Origin of the sequence: Pandoraea sp. B-6 (assembly GCF_000282835.1) — a bacterium.
Taxonomy (GTDB): Bacteria; Pseudomonadota; Gammaproteobacteria; order Burkholderiales; family Burkholderiaceae; genus Pandoraea; species Pandoraea cepalis.
Map to the genome: position 1 here is coordinate 1 of NZ_KB290527.1, position 17,706 is coordinate 17,706.

Sequence of the window (17,706 nt, forward strand, 5' to 3'; positions counted from 1 at the left end):
TGGCGCTGCGGAGGCTACCGGCGCAGCCGGTGCGGCCGCAGGGGCAGGCGCGCCGCTTTCCTCCGCGGCGAGCTGCTGGAGCACAGCGCAGATGCGCTTCATCGCCTCGGCATCGGGCTCACTGGAGGCGCGGTAGGCATTCAACTGTTGATGCAACACGTCTTTGGTTTCCAGGAAGGTGTCGACCATCTCGGTGCGCAACTGCAATTCGCCGCGGCGCGCGCGGTCCAGCAGGTTTTCCAGCAGGTGAGTGGTCTCGGTGAGCGCGGTGAAGCCGAACGTCGCGGCGCCGCCCTTGATCGAGTGGGCCGCACGGAAGATCGCATTGAGCTGCTCGTTATCGGGTGCATTGATATCGAGCGCGAGCAGAAGATGCTCCATCTCGGCGAGCAACTCTTCCGCTTCATCGAAAAAGGTCTGGTAGAACTGGGTGATATCCACCGATTTCCTCGTCCTAACTTGGTTGTGCCATCGACGACATCGTCATGCGCCTTCGCCGACGAGCGAGCCCACTACGTCGACCAATGCCTCGGGGTCGACCGGTTTGATCAGCCAGCCGCTGGCGCCCGCTTCGCGCGCCGCGGCTTTGTACGCGCCGTCGACTTCGGTGGTGAGCACCAGAATCGGCGTTTGCGCAAACGTGTCGAGTTCGCGCAGCGCGCGAATGAGCGACAGGCCGTCCATGCCAGGCATGTGCTGGTCGGTCAGCACCAGATCGAACGCCGCGTTCGACGCCAGCGCCAGGGCCTCCTGCCCGTCGCGGGCAGTCGTCACGGCGTAGCCGGCCTCGTCAAGCGTGGCCGCCAGTATCTGACGCATCGACGCAGAATCGTCGACGGCGAGAATCGTGTTGCGAAGGGCCTGCATGCGTCTCCTCTTGTCCGTTATCGCAGAGCGGCGTCGGGTGCCGCCGGGGGAGCAGGCGGTGCCGGCAGCTCGCCGTTGATGAGGGCGTTCACGGCATCGCTGCCGGCGCCGCGGGCGTTCGCTGCGTCGATCGTCGGTTGGTCGGCCTCGCGCTTGACCGACTGCTCTGCGCGTCGATTGAGCACGATGATGCTGATGCGGCGATTGATCGGGTTGTACGCGTTGTCGCGATCGAGCGGCACGGTGGACGCCAGGCCCACCACGCGCAGCACCTTTTCGCCGTCGAGACCGCCGGCAATCAGTTCGCGACGCGACGCGTTCGCGCGATCGGCCGACAACTCCCAGTTGCTGTAGCTCTTGTCGCCCTGTGCGTAGGCGGTGGCATCGGTGTGGCCCGACAGGCTGATGCGGTTCGGCATGTCGTTGAGCGACTTGCCGATCTCGCGCAGGATGTCACGCATATACGGCTGCACCTGCGCGCTCGCGTTGGCGAACATCGGCCGGTTCTGGTCGTCCACGATCTGAATGCGCAAGCCCTCGGTCGTCACGTCGATGAGCAACTGCTTGCGGAACTGCTTGAGCGTAGGATTGTTCTCGATTGCCTTCTCGATGCGCGCCTTGAGTTCGCGCAAACGCTGCGCTTCGGCCCGCTCGGCCAGCTCGGCCGACATCGCCTGACGCGATCTGGCTTGATCGCCGCGCGATTTCTGGCCGTCGGTGCGGGTCGTGTCGGGGCCGCCACCGGGAATGACACCGCTATTGTCGGCCGCGTTATGTCCGCCGGAGAGCGCGACCATGAGCGGCGTGCGGAAGTATTCGGCAATCCCCGTCAGCTCCTTGCTCGTCGCCGAACTGAGCAGCCACATCAGCAAGAAGAACGCCATCATCGCCGTCATGAAGTCGGCGTACGCAATCTTCCACGCGCCGCCGTGATGGCCGTGCGCGCTGCGCGCGCGGCGCTTGACGATGATGGGCCGCTCTTCTTTCTCGCTCATTGCTGCGGCCCGTCAGCGTGCCTTGACCTGTCGCACGTGCTCTTCGAGCTCGGCGAACGACGGACGGACGGTGGAATACAGCACCTTGCGGCCGAACTCGACCGAGAGTGCCGGCGCGTAACCGTTCAGGCTGGCGAGCAGCGTGACCTTGATGCACTCGTAGAGCTTCACGGATTCGTTGATGCGGTGTTCGATGAGCTGCGCCAGCGGCGAGATGAAGCCGTAGGCGAGCAAAATGCCGAGGAACGTGCCCACGAGGGCCTGGGCGATCAGCGCGCCCAACACCGCCGGCGGCTGGTCGGCCGACGCCATCGTGTGCACCACGCCCATCACGGCCGCCACGATACCGAAAGCGGGCATGGCGTCGCCCGTCTTCTGCAGACAGTGCGCGGGGACTTCGCCTTCATGACGGTACGTTTCGATTTCGTGATCCATCAGGTTCTCGATCTCGAACGCGTTCATGTTGCCGCTGACCATCAGGCGCAGGTAGTCGGTGAGGAATTCCATGATGCGCGGCTCGCCGAGAATGCGCGGATATTGCGAGAACACCGGGCTCGATGCCGGGTCTTCCACGTCGCCTTCGATGGCGAGCATGCCGTCCTTGCGCGCTTTCGCGAGCAGCACGTACAGGAGCGCCATCAGCTCCATGTACAGATCCTTGGTGTATTTCGAGCCCTTGAACAGCATCGGCAGCGCCTTCATCGTCGCCTTGATCGCCTTGCTGTTGTTGCCCACCACGAACGAGCCGATGCCCGCGCCACCGATGATCAGCAGCTCGGTCGGCTGAAACAGCGCGCCCAAGTGGCCTCCGCCCATGACGAAACCGCCAAAGACCGATGCCAGAACGATGATGTAACCAATGACGACAAGCACTGCCGGATACCTCTCGCAAAAATACGTCTACGGAAAATTGTCCGTCCTGTTCAGAGGGCTTAACGGCAGACACGCAGGGAAACTGTAGGGGGTGCGACCTCGTGACGTAGGCTTGCCTAGGCGGCCAATGGAGAAGTTTCAGTGACCGGCGCCAGATCGGCCGCGGGCGCATGCTTCGCCTTGCGGGTCTTGCCGGCGCGCGACGGGGGCTGGCAAAGTCCGCAAACGTACTGGCCATGCGGCTCATGGGCGTGCGTGACGAAATGTCCGCCGCAGCGCGTGCACGGCGTCATTTGCAACATCTTGCTGTCGAAGAAGCGAACGAGCGTCCACGCGCGTGTAAACCCGAGCACCGCTTCCCAGTCATGCATCTCCACGTGCTCCATGTACAGGCGGTACGCCTTGACGATGGCTTCGATGCCCTGGCACCCGCCGTGCTGCACGAGGTGGCGATAGATATTGTGGAAAAGCGACGAATGGATGTTCGGCAACCACGTCACGAACCAATCGGTCGAGAACGGCAGCATGCCCTTGGGCGGCGATGCCCCCTTGAGTTCTTTGTAGAGTTTGATGAGCCGGTCACGGCTCAGGCTCGTTTCAGCTTCCAACAACTGGAGGCGGGCGCCGAGTTCAATCAGCTCGATGGCCAACTGAATTTCACGGGCCTCGAGAACGACGCTTTTGGTACGCATGGGCAAACTTCCTGGCAAGTCACGCGAAGCGCCGCCCACCGGGCGGCGTAGCGTGCGTGGCGTGCTTAGCCGATCTGCTCGACGGGTTGCCCCGCCAACAGAATCGAAGCGTGCGACTGCTGCATACCCACGTCTTTCGCACTGTGCGTAAGACTCGACAGCATTACGTGGTCGTCGAAGCGAAATCGACACAGAAGCTGGTTCGACCCCGCGAATTTGACGAGTTGAGCCAATGTGAGACGGCCGAGCACGTCGGCCAGTTGGTCGCTGATCCCCATGCGGAACATTGCCGCGGCACGATCCTCACGGATCAGGCGCTGAGCCAGGACGAGATAAGAGAGATTCAATTCACGAATCTCATTGAGTGTTTCGCTGTTTCGCATGCGGCCCCCCGGCGCAATGGATGGATCTGGCGTACGACTGCCTAGTCCCTCGCATTGTGGACAAGGGCGAAAGATAAAGAAATCGGAGAAAAACTACGTGGGGCGGTGAGAAAAGCGGAAGTTATTTGTAGGAATTTTTCCTACAGACGGGGCGCAAGCGGCCCCTCCGATACGCCTGGGGATAGCGATCGTGGCGAAATCATGTCAGCGTCACGAAGACGTCATGAAGCTGCGCTTTACTACTCGACTGTATTTCGGCAAGCGGGTGCCGAACTTTAGCCATTCTTGCAAAAAATTTCCGGGGGCTTTGCAGGAGGGCTATGCATCGCACTTTGCCTATCGCGCCGGCGCACGAACAGTCCAATTACAAACTGTTACAGGTGGGCATGACGCGTATCGAATATCAGGATTGGAAGACAATTTCGCGCATCGGTTCCCCGAAAATCTTCGGCATTGGCGCTCGAGTGTCTTTCGCGCCCTTCCCAGTGTGGCGGGATTCCAACACTCGATGATGCCGGGTGCGGCGGCGTTCGCGACTTGCGGCGAAGTAGCGCGGGATCAAGCCGGTCCGGCAGCGGGGGGCAACGCCCGGGCCGCGCGGCGGATCAGTACCGTGTGGAGACACCAAGACAGCACACCGCACACGGCCATAACGGCCGCCATCGGCACCGCCGAGCGGGCGTGCATCAGACCGACCGCGGCCCCCGCGCTCGCGGCGGCGAGGAATTGCAGCGCGCCCAGCAGGGCCGATGCGGCCCCGGCGCGTTGATGCTGCCGGTTCAGCGCTTCGGCCACCGCATTCGGCTGGGAAAAGCCCAGGCTCGTGACATAGGCGAACAGCGGCACCATCAACCCGACCAGTCCACCGAGCTTGAGCGCCGCCACCGCCAGCATCAACAATCCCAGCACGGCGACCAGATTGTTGGTTCGACGTAGCACGTCGGCCGGACGGCGCTTGCGCAACAGGTGGGCGTTGACCTGCGAGCCGGCAATGATGCCGCACGCGTTCAGCCCGAAAAGCCAGCCGTAGTGCGCAGGGTCGACGCCGTACAGATTGATGAACACGAAGGGCGAGCCGGTGATGTAGGCGAACATCCCCGCCTGGGAGATGCCCCCCGCAAGCGCATTGCCCATGAATTCGCGGTCGCGCACGAGTGCGCCGTAGTTGTGCCACGCCGTAGCGAGCCAATGGCGAGCCTGTTTTGCAGCCGCGCGCGTCTCCGGCAGCCAATAGACGGACATCGCGAAACACAGCGCGCCGAACACCGTCAGGCCCCAGAAGATCCAGCGCCAGCCGACGACCAGCAGGACTTGCCCGCCGATCAGCGGTGCGAGGATCGGGGCCGCGCCCATGATGAGCGTCATGCGCGACAGCACACGCGCCACGGTGCTCGTGTCAAACAGGTCGCGCGCCATCGCACGGGCGATCACAAAGCATGCGCAGCCGCCCACCGCCTGAATGAAGCGACAGACAATCAGCGTCTCGATATTCGTGGCGAGCGCACAACCGGCCGACGCGATGGTATAGAGCGCCAGACCGGCGTAGAGCGGCCGCTTGCGCCCGTAACGGTCGGCCAGCGGCCCGTGCAGCAACTGGCCCAGCCCGAGACCAATAAAGAACGACGCCAGCGAGAATTGCGCTGCCGCGTCCGTCGTATTCAATTCGCGTGCAATGCTCGGCAGCGCGGGCAGATACATGTCGATCGACAGCGAGCCGATGGCCGACAGAATGCCGAGAACGAAAACCGTGCGGAAGGTGTGGGCAGGCATGGCGCGAAACCTAGGGTAATCCCGAATCATACGGCATTGCCCCCGGGCGCGCTCAAGAAATAAGCAAGGGCCCGCCATTCACGCGGGCCCCGACCCGGCGGCGGTCAGGCTGTCTTCGCTTCCGACAGTCCCAGCGATTCGACCATCTGCTCGCGCATGACGAACTTCTGCACCTTGCCCGTGATCGTCATCGGCATCTCGGTCACGAAGCGGATGTAGCGTGGAATCTTGTAATGCGCGATCTGATCCTGGCAGAAGGCGCGGATATCGTCTTCCGTCGCGCTCTGTCCCGGTTTGAGAATGATCCAGGCGCACACTTCCTCGCCATACTTCGCATCCGGCACGCCGAACACCTGCACCGCCTGCACCTTCGGGTGACGGAACAGGAACTCCTCGATCTCGCGCGGGTAGATGTTCTCTCCCCCGCGAATGAGCATGTCCTTTACGCGGCCGACGATATTGCAATAGCCTTCCTCGTCGATCGTGGCCAGATCGCCCGTGTGCATCCAGCCGTCGCGGATCGCCTCACGCGTGCGCGGCTCGTCGTCCCAATAGCCCTGCATCACCGAGTAGCCCTTCGTGCAAAGTTCGCCCTTTTCGCCCACCGGCACGATCTCCCCGGCAGCATCCACGAGTTTCACTTCGAGGTGCGGCTGCACGCGCCCGACGGTCGTCACGCGCTTCTCGAGCGGATCGGTGGTCGTGGTCTGGAACGACACGGGACTCGTTTCCGTCATGCCGTAGGCAATCGTAACTTCGTGCATGTGCATTTGGCTGATCACGCGCTTCATCGTCTCGATCGGGCACGGCGAGCCAGCCATGATGCCCGTGCGCAAGGTATCGAACCGGTAGATGTCAAAGTCCGGATGATCGAGCTGGGCGATGAACATCGTCGGCACGCCGTGCAATGCGGTGCAGCGCTCTTCCGACACCGCGGCCATCGTCGCCTTCGGGTCGAACGCCTCGCCCGGGAACACCATCGTCGCCCCGGTCGACACGCAGGCGAGCACTGCCAGCACCATGCCGAAACAGTGGTAGAACGGCACCGGAATGCACAGGCTGTCATGCTCCGAGAAGCGCATCGCCATGGCGATGTAACGGCCGTTGTTGACGATGTTGTGATGCGTGAGCGTGGCGCCCTTCGGGTTGCCGGTGGTACCGCTCGTGAACTGGATATTGATGGCGTCGAAGCAATCGAGCCCATCGGTGATCTCGCGCAGCGCGTCGAGATCGGCATCCGCACCGAGCGTGACCACGTCGCTGTAATTCATCATGCCCGGCGTCACGCCCGAGCCCATGCGAATGACGGTGCGCAGCGTCGGCAGCTTCGCCGAGTGCAGTTGACCGGGAGAACTCTCTGCCAGCTCGGGCGCGAGCGTGTTGAGCATGTCGAGATACCGCGACGTCTTGAAGGACTCCGCCGCGATGAGCGCTTTACATCCGACCTTGTTGATCGCGTATTCGAGTTCGGCCAGCCGGTACGCCGGATTGATGTTCACCAGAATCAAACCGATCCGTGCCGTGGCGAACTGCGTGACCAGCCACTCCACACGGTTCGGCGACCAGATGCCCACGCGATCGCCCTGCTTCAGGCCCAACGACATCAGCCCGGAGGCAAACGTATCCACATGCGCGATGAATTCCCGCCACGTCCAATCCACGCCCTGCTCACGGAACACGACGGCCTGCCGCTCCGGATACTTCGCCGCCGTCTCGGCGAGCAGACCGAACACCGTCAACGTCGATAGCGGAATGGTGGTGTCACCCTTCACATACGACAGTCCATTACGAGGTACAACGCCCGAAACTTCCCGGCTTTCCATGCGCTTGTCTCCTGAAGCAATGCTGAAGGGGTGAAATGCTGATGTCCGGCGCTCGCCCGCGTGAATGGCCCGCCTGTTGTCGTCTCATCGAGCGACGGGGGCGCTAGTCATAACAATAGCGCGCGATGCTGACTTGACGTTTACGTTAACGGAATTCCGGCAACGACACGAGTGGGGATGGCCCTGAGTTGAGCGAAGAATACGCGGGGCGGTGGGCACGCGGTGCCCCCGGGCGGCGGACATGCCCGGACAAAACAAAAGCCCCACGCACTTGCATGCATGGGGCTTTTGGCCGCGGCGTGGCGATGGTCGTTGCAAAGACAACCCTCGTTGCACTACGGCGAGCATGGCGTACAGCGTCGACCATGAGGCCGTCGCCGCAGCCACGCGGCGTTACTTCACCTTGCGGAACTTCTGGATCGCAGCGAGTTGGGCGATGGCTTCGGCCAGTTCGGCTTGGGCAGTCGCATACTCGATGTTCGAATCCTTGTTCGACAGCGCTTCTTCGGCACGGCGCTTGGCTTCGGCAGCCTTGGCCTCGTCCAAATCCTTGCCGCGAATTGCGGTATCCGCGAGCACGGTCACCGTACCCGGTTGCACTTCGAGAATGCCGCCGGCCACGAAGACGAAGTCCTCGTTCCCTGCCTCGTCCTCGATACGCACCGCGCCCGGCTTGATGCGCGTGATCAGCGGCGTGTGGCCGGGCAAAATGCCCAGTTCGCCGGCTTCGCCAGGCAGCGCCACAAAGCGCGCCGGACCGGAGAAGATCTGCGCTTCGGCGCTGACGACGTCTACTTGAATGGTTGCCATAATCGCTCCCGTTGAGTGTGATGAAGCGGCAGGCGCGCCAGTCCGGACATTGCCGCCCTCGCTTCGCTACCCCGCCCCGCAACAGTCACCTGCCGGCGTGCGGTGGCGTCTCTCGCGAGACCCCGCCGTCGCCCGGCACTCAACCGTTTACTGCATCTTCTTGGCTTTTTCGAACGCTTCGTCGATCGTGCCAACCATGTAGAACGCCTGTTCCGGCAGGTGGTCGCACTCGCCATCGACGATCATCTTGAAGCCGCGGATCGTTTCCTTGAGCGGAACGTACTTGCCCGGCGAACCCGTGAACACTTCGGCCACGTGGAACGGCTGCGACAGGAAACGCTGGATCTTACGCGCACGGGCCACGGCGAGCTTGTCGTCCGGCGACAGTTCGTCCATGCCCAGAATCGCGATAATGTCGCGCAGTTCCTTGTAACGCTGCAGCGTCGATTGCACGCGACGGGTCACCGTGTAGTGCTCTTCGCCAATCACATTCGGGTCGATCTGACGCGAGGTCGAGTCGAGCGGATCGACGGCCGGGTAGATACCCAGCGAGGCGATGTCACGCGACAGAACGACGGTGGCGTCCAAGTGACCGAAGGTGGTGGCCGGCGACGGGTCGGTCAAGTCATCGGCAGGCACGTACACGGCTTGCACCGACGTGATCGAGCCGGTCTTGGTCGACGTAATACGCTCTTGCAGCTTACCCATTTCTTCCGCCAGCGTCGGCTGATAGCCCACGGCGGACGGCATACGACCGAGCAGTGCCGAGACTTCGGTACCGGCCAGCGTGAAACGGTAGATGTTGTCCACGAAGAACAGCACGTCGCGACCTTCGTCACGGAAGTGCTCGGCCATCGTCAGACCGGTCAGCGCCACGCGCAGACGGTTGCCCGGCGGCTCGTTCATCTGGCCGTACACCAGTGCGACCTTGTCCAGAACGTTCGAGTCCTTCATTTCGTGGTAGAAGTCGTTCCCTTCACGGGTACGCTCGCCCACGCCGGCAAACACCGAATAACCGCCGTGTTCCTTGGCGATGTTATTGATGAGTTCCATCATGTTCACGGTCTTGCCCACACCGGCGCCACCGAACAGACCCACCTTACCGCCCTTGGCGAACGGGCAGATCAGGTCGATCACCTTGATGCCGGTTTCGAGCAGTTCGGTCGACGGCGACAGTTCGTCGAACGCCGGTGCCTTCTGGTGAATCGAACGGGTGTGTTCCTTGGCGATCGGACCGGCTTCGTCGATCGGACGGCCCAGCACGTCCATGATGCGACCCAGCGTCGGCTTGCCGACCGGCACCGTGATCGGCAGACCGGTGTTTTGCACCGTCATGCCGCGGCGCAGGCCTTCGGAGGAACCCAGACAGATGGTACGAACCACGCCGTCGCCCAGCTGTTGCTGGACTTCGAGCGTCAGTTCCGACCCTTCCATGGTGAGCGCGTCGTAGATCTTCGGCATGCTTTCGCGCGGGAATTCCACGTCGATAACGGCGCCGATGCACTGTACGATTTTGCCTTCAATCAAAGCAGTACTCATCGCTTTTCCTTTAGATACTCAAATTCATTTCGCCTTGCGGCGCATCGGCCCGTGCCACCGCTTAGACTGCGGCGGCGCCACCCACGATTTCGGACAGTTCCTTCGTAATCGCGGCTTGACGACCCTTGTTGTAGATCATCTGCAATTCACCGATCACGGTCTTCGCGTTGTCCGATGCGGCCTTCATGGCCACCATACGGGCGGACTGTTCCGACGCCATGTTCTCTGCGACAGCCTGGTACACGACAGCTTCGACGTAACGCACCAACAGGGCATCGACGACCGTCTTCGCATCCGGTTCGTAGATGTAGTCCCACGAATGCTGTGCCGGCACTGCGCTCGCGTCGTCCGACGCACCCTCGAACTTCTCGGGCAGCGGCAGCAGTTGTTCGACCACGGCTTCCTGCTTCATCGTGTTGACGAAGCGGTTGTAGGCCAGATACACGGCGTCGAGCTTGCCTTCGGCGTACGCATCGAGCTGCAGCTTCACTGCGCCGATCAACTTGTCCAGATGTGGCGTGTCGCCCAGTTGCACGACATGCGATACCACCTTCGCGCCGATACGGTTCAGGAAACCGAAGCCCTTGCTGCCGATGGCAGTGGCCTCGATCTTCAGGCCTTGCGCTTCGATGTCCTTCATCTTGGCCACCACGGCACGCAGCACGTTGGTGTTCAAGCCGCCGCACAGACCCTTGTCCGTCGTCACCACGATGAAGCCGGCCGCTTTCGCGTCGGCATGCTTCACCATGAACGGGTGGTGGTATTCCGGATTCGCCTGGCCCATATGCGCGGCGATCTGGCGCACCTTGTCAGCGTACGGCCGGGCATGACGCATGCGTTCCTGCGCGCGGCGCATCTTCGACGCGGCCACCATTTCCATGGCCTTGGTGATCTTGCGCGTGTTTTGCACGCTCTTGATCTTGCCGCGAATTTCCTTCATTCCAGCCATTGCTTACTCCTTGTCTCGGCGCGACGTTCGCTGTTGGCTGAACATCGCGCCTTCCCGGGTCCGTTGAATAGTTACCGATTCAACCGGATTAGTAAGCGCCGGTCTGCTTGAAGTCCTTGATCGCAGCGTGCAGGGCGGCTTCGTCGTCCTTCGAGAGATCTTTGGTCTCTTCGATACGGCCGATGAGCGCGCCGTGGCTGGTCTTCAGAACTTCGCGCAGACCCTTTTCGAACGACAGGACCTGGGAGACTTCGAGGTCGTCCAGATAGCCGTTGTTGGCGGCAAACAGCGACGTGGCCAGTTCCCAGACCTGCAGCGGCTGGTACTGCGGCTGCTTGAGCAGTTCCGTCACGCGGCGGCCGCGCTCGAGCTGCTTGCGGGTCGCTTCGTCCAGGTCGGAGGCGAACTGCGCGAACGCAGCCAGCTCACGGTACTGTGCGAGGTCGGTACGGATACCGCCCGACAGCTTCTTGATGACCTTGGTCTGCGCCGCACCACCCACACGCGACACCGAGATACCGGCGTTGATTGCCGGACGGATACCCGCGTTGAAGAGGTCGGTTTCCAGGAAGATCTGGCCGTCGGTAATCGAAATCACGTTCGTCGGAACGAAGGCGGTCACGTCGCCGGCTTGCGTTTCAATCACCGGCAGGGCGGTCAGCGAACCGCTCTGGCCCTTGATTTGGCCGTTGGTGAACTTCTCGACGTACTCTTCCGAGACACGCGCCGCACGCTCGAGCAGACGCGAGTGGAGATAGAACACGTCGCCCGGGTAGGCTTCACGGCCCGGCGGACGGCGCAGCAGCAGCGAAATCTGACGATAGGCCCAGGCTTGCTTGGTCAAGTCGTCATAAATGATCAGCGCGTCTTCGCCGCGATCGCGGAAGTACTCGCCCATCGTGCAGCCGGCGTACGGTGCGATGAACTGCATGGCCGCCGAGTCCGACGCCGTTGCCGTCACGATGATCGTGTATTCCATCGCGCCGTGCTCTTCGAGCTTGCGCACCACGTTCATGATCGACGAGGCCTTCTGACCGATGGCGACGTACACGCAGGTCATGCCCTTGCCCTTCTGCGAGATGATCGCGTCGATGGCCACAGCGGTCTTACCCGTCTGACGGTCACCAATGATCAGCTCACGCTGGCCGCGGCCGATCGGCACCATGGCGTCGATTGCCTTGATACCGGTCTGCACCGGTTGCGACACCGACTTACGCCAGATCACGCCCGGGGCGATTTTTTCGATGGCGTCGGTGAGCTTGGCGTTGATCGGACCCTTGCCGTCGATCGGCTGGCCCAGTGCGTCAACGACGCGGCCCTTCAGTTCCGGGCCGACCGGCACTTCCAGAATGCGGCCCGTGCACTTGACGGTGTCGCCTTCCGAGATGTGCTCGTATTCGCCCAAAATCACGGCGCCGACGGAGTCGCGCTCGAGGTTCAGTGCCAGACCGAACGTATTGCCCGGGAATTCCAGCATTTCGCCCTGCATCACGTCCGACAGGCCATGGATGCGGCAGATACCGTCAGTCACCGAGATCACGGTGCCTTCGTTACGGACTTCGGCGCCGCTCTCGAGACCTTGAATCCGGCTCTTGATCAGTTCGCTGATTTCAGAGGGATTGAGTTGCATATGTGCTCCTGATATTCAATTCTTGCCGTCGCAGTCGTATCGCGCCGGCCTCAGGCCGTCAGCGACGTCCGCATAGCTGCCAGGCGGGCGCGCACCGAAGTGTCCAGCACCTCGTCGCCAACCACCACACGCACGCCACCGATGAGCGACGGGTCTACCGTCACGCTCGCGTTGAGCTTGCAGCCGAACTTGTGCTCGAGGCCCTTGACCAGAGAGGTCAGTTGCTCGCCTTCGAGCGGGAAGGCGCTTTCGATCGTGGCATCCGCCGAACCGGAGGCAGCGTTCTTCAACGCTTCAAACTGTTCGGCGATCTCCGGCATGGCGGCCAGACGGCCGTTCTCGACCACAGCGGCGACGAAGTTGCGCACTTCGGCGTCGGTCGATTTCACGGCCGCGGTCAGCACATCGACCACTTGCGCCGGCGTGATTTTCGGATCGTCGGCCAGATTGGCCACTTCGGACAGCGCTGCCACTTGCGCCAGTTCGCGCACCAGCCCCGACCAGCGATTCAGGTCGCCGGTCTTGGCCACGCGGAACAGCGCTTCGGCGTACGGACGAGCGATGGTTGCGAGTTCGGCCATGATCAGAGCTCTGCCTTGAGTTGGTTCAGCAGGTCGGCATGGGCCTTGGCGTCAACTTCACGCTTCAGGATCTGCTCGGCGCCCTTGACAGCCAGACCGGCAACGTCTTCGCGCAGCGATTCACGGACCTTGACGGCCTGATTCTCGGCTTCGGCTTTGGCGTTGGCGATGATTCGGGCGGCTTCGGCTTGCGCCTGGGCCTTGATTTCGTCGGCCACGGCCTGAGCACGCTTCTCGGCGTCGGCAATACGCTTCGCGCCTTCGTCGCGGGCTTCCGCGAGGGCTTGCGTGGAGCGCTTGTTGGCGGCGTCCAGTTCGGCCTTGCCCTTGTCGGCGGCAGCCAGACCGTCAGCGATTTTCTTCGCGCGTTCGTCGATAGCCTTGATCAGCGGCGGCCACACGAACTTCATCGTGAACCATGCCAGGATCAGAAACACGACGGTTTGCGCGAACAGAGTTGCGTTTATGTTCACGGTGTTTCCTTTCGGTGATGCGAGTCGATTGGCAAAACAGCGCGCCCCATGGTGCCAGCTGGCTTGGGCGCGCCGTTCATGTCCAGTTGGCCGCGCGGATCATTGCGCGACCGGCCGAAAGAAACTTAAGCGAGCTTCGACAGCAGCGGGTTCGCGAACGCGAACAGCATGGCAACGCCCACGCCGATCAGGAATGCCGCATCGATCAGGCCGGCCAGCAGGAACATCTTCGTTTGCAGCGGGTTCATCAGCTCGGGCTGACGGGCGCACGCTTCGATGTACTTACCGCCCATCAGCGCGATACCCAGGCAGGCGCCGATAGCACCCAGACCGATGATAATGCCGATAGCGATGGCGGTCAGACCCTGGATGTTGGCGATGAAAGCTTGCATGATTACTCCTTTTGGTTAGAGACTTGAAACTTTAAATTTGAAAAACTGTGAAACCGGGAAACACGTCACTGCCTGCAACGACCCATCAATGATGGTCGTGCGCCTGGCCGATATACACCAGCGTGAGCATCATCATGATGAACGCCTGGAGCAACACGATCAGGATGTGGAAAATCGCCCATGCGGTGCCGGCAATGATGTGACCGACAAAACCCAGCACCGACGCATCCGCGCCAAAGCTCCAGATGCCGCCCAACAGAGCGATCAGCAGGAACAACAGTTCGCCGGCGTACATATTGCCGAACAGTCGCATACCGAGCGACACGGTCTTGGCACAGAATTCGATCAGGTTGAGCAGCAGGTTCGGGATCCACAGCAGGAAGTGGTTACCGAACGGTGCCGTGAACAACTCGTGCATGAAACCACCCGCGCCCTTGATCTTGAAGCTGTAGTACAGCATCAGGATCAGCACGCCGACGGAAATACCCAGCGTACCGTTCAGATCGGCCGTCGGCACGATGCGGTGATGGGTAATGATGTCGCCCAGGCCGACCCACCCGATCACCTTTGACGGCAGATCGACGGGCAGCAAGTCCAGCGAGTTCATGAGGGCGACCCAGACGAACACGGTCAACGCCAGCGGTGCGATGAACGCACGATTGCCGTGCACGATGCTCTTCGACTGGTCTTCCACCATTTCGACGAGCATTTCAACCGCCCCCTGGAAACGGCTCGGCACGCCCGAGGACGCTTTACGGGCAGCCAACCAAAGCACGAAACAGCCCAGAACGCCCATTGCGATCGACCAGAACATCGTGTCCCAGTTGATGATCGAGAAATCGACGATCTTGGTTTGCGTCGAACTCGCAAGGTTTTGCAGGTGGTGCGAAATGTACTCCGACGGGCTCGGAGCGTGGCCGGCTTCTAATGACATAGCGATCAAACACCCAATTATGAAAATCCGCACACGGTAGCGTGTCGACGCGCGAGCGGGTTTTCACCGCTACTTCAATGCCATCGCAAGCCAATAGACTTTGAGCGTGAGCACGAAGGTGACCAGCAACGCTATCCAGTGCACGCCTGGGTAGCCGAAGGCTATGGCCACAAACAACGCAATCGTCGTTGCTACCTTGACCGCCTCTCCCACCATCAACGAACCGACGGAGAGGCGATCACCTGACATTCTTAGCCGCAGCGCAAACAATGCGCCCGGCAACCAACCGACCATTCCACCCAGCCATGCGGACACCGCCGCGTCTCGTGGCGATGCCGAGAGTAACCACCAGGCCAGCGCCGCTACCAGCGACAGCAGTACCTGGGCTCCCACCACCCTGAATGGAGTCACACGGGACACACGCCCCACATCGGGACCGAACAGGCGCTCAGCCTGCGCACGTGTGAGCGGAACGATGGTTTCTTGCGCCTGCTCGTCGTCCCAGACCTCTGATGCTGCACGTGCCGGCGCTTGCGGTTTCGGTTCCAAGTCCGACCGTTTTTCGTCGGTCATCTCGTAGCCTCCCCGCCCGACTCGTGCAAAACGAATGGGCTCTTCAAGCAGATAAATCCGCGAGATTTTACGGGAAATTACGAACCCCAGTCAATCGAAACACGCAACAAATTCGCCGAAATTGTGCAGTGCATGCTCCGATTTGGCGCCAACTCTCAAGGAGCCCGATTTTCCTCATGGTGCAGCGCGGCAAATGCCCCAAACGCTGCGCAATCGCTGCGACTTGACGTCATTCGATGCGCGATTATCCCCATTTGAGGGCAACATATCCGACACACAGTGCCACCAGATAAAACGGGAGGGAGAGCCAATGAAAGCGCCACCAGATCTTGTCAGATTTCGCCATGCGCAATGCGATCAGGTTGGCTAACGAACCGATTGCAAGGCCGAAGCCACCGACCGCCGCGCCATGCGCAAGCGCCGGCCAGTTGTGGCTGTACTCCGCGAGCAGGATCGCGGCGGGAACGTTGCTGATGACCTGCGACAGCACCGCGGCCCCCATATAGGCCATACCGGATCCGGACAAATCCACCTGACCGAGCGTCGCGCGCACCTCGGGTAACCCGGCCACACCGCGCAGCACCACGAACATCAGCACGAAGATGGCGAGCAGCAACCAGTCGATACCGAACACCGCATTGCGCCGCGCGACCAGCAGGACCGCCGCCACACCCGCGCAGGCCCAGGTGGCAGCGCCGTGATCCGCCAGCACGACGAACGCCACGAACAGCGCCAGGGCGACCCACAGCAACGGCCAGCGCACGTCATGCGCGGGGCCGCGCCGCTGAAAATGCAGCACACGGGAATCGAACGCCATCGCACACGTCACGAGCAACACGGCCATGAGCGCCAACGTCAGAGGCGTCATCATGACGACGTAAGCTCCGAAGCCCATGCCACTGTGTTGCCACAGGAAGAGATTCTGCGGATTGCCGAGCGGCGTGAGGCTCGAGCCGGCATTGACCGCCAACGCGAGGAAGATGATCAGCCGTTCAATCCGCACCGGTGCAATGCGTGCGAGCGACTGCGCGAGCGGCACGACGGCAAAGAGGGCGACGTCGTTGGTGAGCAGCGTGGAGAGGGCTGCGGCGAACGCCACCATCAACAGCGCGAGACGTCGCTCGGTGCGAAACGCCCGCAGCAAGCGCTGAGCAAGCCAATCGAGGAAGCCGCTCTGATCGATCGCGCGCGTGAGCATCAGCAATCCGGCGAGCGTGAGAATCGTGTGCTGATCGATGCGTGCGAACAGGTCCCCAAGGCTCGCCGGCCGGGCTATCTGCAAGGCGACGAAGCCCACGAGCAGGATGACCAGCACGCGATCGTCGCGCACGCGCTCGTAGGTTGCGCGCAGGGCGCGCAATGCACGCGTTGCTGCGGTGCCGTGCTGTGACGATGGCGATGACGCTGCCGATGACGATGAAGCTGGCACGGCCGATGTCTGCGACGGGCTCGCCTTCGTCGGCTCCACGGACTTGCCTGCGGGATCGCTCACGAGAGGACGCTCAACACACCGACGTCATTCGGCACGAATGCGCGCGAGAATGCCGTCGAGCGCGTCGAGGCTGCCGAATTCAATCGTGAGTTGTCCGGCGCCTTTGCGGCCGACCTTGATCTTGACGTTCGACGCGAGCAAATCCGACAACTCTTCTTCGAGACGCGTCACGTCGCGACCGCCCTCTTCCGCCGAGCGACGACGAATCCCGTCTCCCTGCGGCTTGAGCGACGCATTGACGATGCGCTCCGTGTCGCGCACCGAAAGACGCTTGTTCACCACTTGATTGGCGAGCGTGATCTGCGTGGCGGCGTCGACGGAGAGCAGCGCACGCGCGTGCCCCATGTCGAGATCGCCCGCGAGCAGCATCGTCTGCACGGGATGCGCGAGATTGAGCAGGCGCAACAGGTTCGACACCGCGCTGCGCGAGCGGCCAAGCGATTCGGCGGCTTGCTCGTGCGTGTAGTTGAACTCACCGAGCAGCCGCTGAATGCCTTGCGCTTCTTCAAGCGGATTCAAGTCTTCGCGCTGAATATTCTCGATGAGCGCCATCGCGGCGGCGGCTTCGTCGGGCACGTCGCGCACGAGCACCGGCACTTCGGCCAGTCCGGCGATACGTGCGGCACGAAAACGTCGCTCGCCCGCAATAATTTCGTACTTCTCACCATCGACGGGACGCACCAGAATCGGCTGCATCAGGCCCTGCGCGCGAATGCTCGCGGCAAGTTCCTGCAGTGCGCCCTCATCCATGCGAGTGCGAGGCTGATACTTGCCGGCCTGAAGGCGCTCGAGCGCCATGACCGACGGTGCGCCGTCGGCGCGCGCGTCGGTCGCGCCGTTGTGATTATCGGCGTGGGCGCCGAGCAGGGCTTCGAGGCCGCGGCCCAGGCCCTTTTTCTTCAGTGCGGTGGTCTTGGTCGCCATGTGAAT

19 protein-coding genes are annotated in these 17,706 nt (G+C 62.0%); all 19 read right to left on the reverse strand.

Annotation, left to right across the window (positions count from 1 at the left end):
- Nucleotides 1-441 (reverse strand): Hpt domain-containing protein (locus A985_RS25400; RefSeq protein ID WP_017233806.1); only part of this gene is annotated, 441 nt, incomplete at its 3' end.
- A gap of 42 nt (nt 442-483) precedes the next feature.
- On the reverse strand, nt 484-867 hold the full coding sequence (locus tag A985_RS0112850) for a response regulator (protein ID WP_017233807.1): 384 nt from the start codon (nt 865-867) through the stop codon (nt 484-486).
- A gap of 17 nt (nt 868-884) precedes the next feature.
- Nucleotides 885-1,862 carry a flagellar motor protein MotB gene (gene motB / locus A985_RS0112855; protein ID WP_017233808.1) on the reverse strand — a complete coding sequence of 326 codons (978 nt, stop codon included), beginning with the start codon at nt 1,860-1,862 and terminating at the stop codon, nt 885-887.
- Between the two features lie 12 nt (nt 1,863-1,874).
- Nucleotides 1,875-2,735, reverse strand: a complete 861-nt coding sequence (motA, locus tag A985_RS0112860; protein WP_017233809.1) for a flagellar motor stator protein MotA — start codon at nt 2,733-2,735, stop codon at nt 1,875-1,877.
- A 116-nt stretch (nt 2,736-2,851) separates the two neighbouring features.
- Complete coding sequence (gene flhC / locus A985_RS0112865; RefSeq protein ID WP_017233810.1) at nt 2,852-3,427, reverse strand: flagellar transcriptional regulator FlhC; 576 nt, start codon at nt 3,425-3,427, stop codon at nt 2,852-2,854.
- Between the two features lie 65 nt (nt 3,428-3,492).
- Nucleotides 3,493-3,810: a flagellar transcriptional regulator FlhD gene (gene flhD, locus A985_RS0112870; RefSeq protein ID WP_017233811.1), complete on the reverse strand. Its 318-nt coding sequence runs from the start codon at nt 3,808-3,810 to the stop codon at nt 3,493-3,495.
- Nucleotides 3,811-4,368: 558 nt separating this feature from the next.
- Nucleotides 4,369-5,580, reverse strand: a complete 1,212-nt coding sequence (locus A985_RS0112875; RefSeq protein WP_017233812.1) for a Bcr/CflA family multidrug efflux MFS transporter — start codon at nt 5,578-5,580, stop codon at nt 4,369-4,371.
- Nucleotides 5,581-5,684: 104 nt separating this feature from the next.
- Entirely contained in the window at nt 5,685-7,403 is a 1,719-nt protein-coding gene (locus A985_RS0112880; RefSeq protein ID WP_017233813.1) for an AMP-binding protein, read from the reverse strand.
- A 393-nt stretch (nt 7,404-7,796) separates the two neighbouring features.
- Complete coding sequence (locus A985_RS0112885) at nt 7,797-8,213, reverse strand: F0F1 ATP synthase subunit epsilon (RefSeq protein WP_017233814.1); 417 nt, start codon at nt 8,211-8,213, stop codon at nt 7,797-7,799.
- 147 nt (nt 8,214-8,360) lie between these two features.
- Nucleotides 8,361-9,752 (reverse strand): F0F1 ATP synthase subunit beta, encoded by a 1,392-nt coding sequence (gene atpD, locus A985_RS0112890; protein ID WP_017233815.1) that lies wholly within the window; start codon nt 9,750-9,752, stop codon nt 8,361-8,363.
- Between the two features lie 61 nt (nt 9,753-9,813).
- A complete protein-coding gene (gene atpG / locus A985_RS0112895; protein ID WP_026131929.1) occupies nt 9,814-10,701 on the reverse strand; it encodes a F0F1 ATP synthase subunit gamma in 888 nt (295 codons plus the stop codon).
- A gap of 88 nt (nt 10,702-10,789) precedes the next feature.
- Complete coding sequence (atpA, locus tag A985_RS0112900) at nt 10,790-12,331, reverse strand: F0F1 ATP synthase subunit alpha (RefSeq protein ID WP_017233817.1); 1,542 nt, start codon at nt 12,329-12,331, stop codon at nt 10,790-10,792.
- A gap of 50 nt (nt 12,332-12,381) precedes the next feature.
- On the reverse strand, nt 12,382-12,912 hold the full coding sequence (locus A985_RS0112905) for a F0F1 ATP synthase subunit delta (RefSeq protein ID WP_017233818.1): 531 nt from the start codon (nt 12,910-12,912) through the stop codon (nt 12,382-12,384).
- A gap of 2 nt (nt 12,913-12,914) precedes the next feature.
- Entirely contained in the window at nt 12,915-13,385 is a 471-nt protein-coding gene (locus tag A985_RS0112910) for a F0F1 ATP synthase subunit B (protein ID WP_017233819.1), read from the reverse strand.
- A 125-nt stretch (nt 13,386-13,510) separates the two neighbouring features.
- Complete coding sequence (gene atpE, locus A985_RS0112915; protein ID WP_017233820.1) at nt 13,511-13,777, reverse strand: F0F1 ATP synthase subunit C; 267 nt, start codon at nt 13,775-13,777, stop codon at nt 13,511-13,513.
- A gap of 85 nt (nt 13,778-13,862) precedes the next feature.
- On the reverse strand, nt 13,863-14,711 hold the full coding sequence (gene atpB / locus A985_RS0112920; protein WP_017233821.1) for a F0F1 ATP synthase subunit A: 849 nt from the start codon (nt 14,709-14,711) through the stop codon (nt 13,863-13,865).
- A 69-nt stretch (nt 14,712-14,780) separates the two neighbouring features.
- Nucleotides 14,781-15,284, reverse strand: coding sequence for an ATP synthase subunit I (locus A985_RS0112925; RefSeq protein WP_017233822.1), 504 nt, complete (start codon nt 15,282-15,284; stop codon nt 14,781-14,783).
- Between the two features lie 244 nt (nt 15,285-15,528).
- Entirely contained in the window at nt 15,529-16,644 is a 1,116-nt protein-coding gene (locus tag A985_RS0112930; RefSeq protein ID WP_017233823.1) for an SLC13 family permease, read from the reverse strand.
- A 156-nt stretch (nt 16,645-16,800) separates the two neighbouring features.
- Nucleotides 16,801-17,700 carry a ParB/RepB/Spo0J family partition protein gene (locus A985_RS0112935; protein ID WP_017233824.1) on the reverse strand — a complete coding sequence of 300 codons (900 nt, stop codon included), beginning with the start codon at nt 17,698-17,700 and terminating at the stop codon, nt 16,801-16,803.
- Nucleotides 17,701-17,706: the final 6 nt, after the last annotated feature.

What these genes read in the sequence shown, in the direction of transcription:
- A985_RS0112850 (WP_017233807.1), bottom strand. Translation starts at nt 867, where the DNA reads ATGCAGGCCCTTCGCAACACGATTCTCGCCGTCGACGATTCTGCGTCG.
- motB (WP_017233808.1), bottom strand. Translation starts at nt 1,862, where the DNA reads ATGAGCGAGAAAGAAGAGCGGCCCATCATCGTCAAGCGCCGCGCGCGC.
- flhC (WP_017233810.1), bottom strand. Translation starts at nt 3,427, where the DNA reads ATGCGTACCAAAAGCGTCGTTCTCGAGGCCCGTGAAATTCAGTTGGCC.
- flhD (WP_017233811.1), bottom strand. Translation starts at nt 3,810, where the DNA reads ATGCGAAACAGCGAAACACTCAATGAGATTCGTGAATTGAATCTCTCT.
- A985_RS0112875 (WP_017233812.1), bottom strand. Translation starts at nt 5,580, where the DNA reads ATGCCTGCCCACACCTTCCGCACGGTTTTCGTTCTCGGCATTCTGTCG.
- A985_RS0112880 (WP_017233813.1), bottom strand. Translation starts at nt 7,403, where the DNA reads ATGGAAAGCCGGGAAGTTTCGGGCGTTGTACCTCGTAATGGACTGTCG.
- A985_RS0112885 (WP_017233814.1), bottom strand. Translation starts at nt 8,213, where the DNA reads ATGGCAACCATTCAAGTAGACGTCGTCAGCGCCGAAGCGCAGATCTTC.
- atpD (WP_017233815.1), bottom strand. Translation starts at nt 9,752, where the DNA reads ATGAGTACTGCTTTGATTGAAGGCAAAATCGTACAGTGCATCGGCGCC.
- atpG (WP_026131929.1), bottom strand. Translation starts at nt 10,701, where the DNA reads ATGGCTGGAATGAAGGAAATTCGCGGCAAGATCAAGAGCGTGCAAAAC.
- atpA (WP_017233817.1), bottom strand. Translation starts at nt 12,331, where the DNA reads ATGCAACTCAATCCCTCTGAAATCAGCGAACTGATCAAGAGCCGGATT.
- A985_RS0112905 (WP_017233818.1), bottom strand. Translation starts at nt 12,912, where the DNA reads ATGGCCGAACTCGCAACCATCGCTCGTCCGTACGCCGAAGCGCTGTTC.
- atpE (WP_017233820.1), bottom strand. Translation starts at nt 13,777, where the DNA reads ATGCAAGCTTTCATCGCCAACATCCAGGGTCTGACCGCCATCGCTATC.
- atpB (WP_017233821.1), bottom strand. Translation starts at nt 14,711, where the DNA reads ATGTCATTAGAAGCCGGCCACGCTCCGAGCCCGTCGGAGTACATTTCG.
- A985_RS0112925 (WP_017233822.1), bottom strand. Translation starts at nt 15,284, where the DNA reads ATGACCGACGAAAAACGGTCGGACTTGGAACCGAAACCGCAAGCGCCG.
- A985_RS0112935 (WP_017233824.1), bottom strand. Translation starts at nt 17,700, where the DNA reads ATGGCGACCAAGACCACCGCACTGAAGAAAAAGGGCCTGGGCCGCGGC.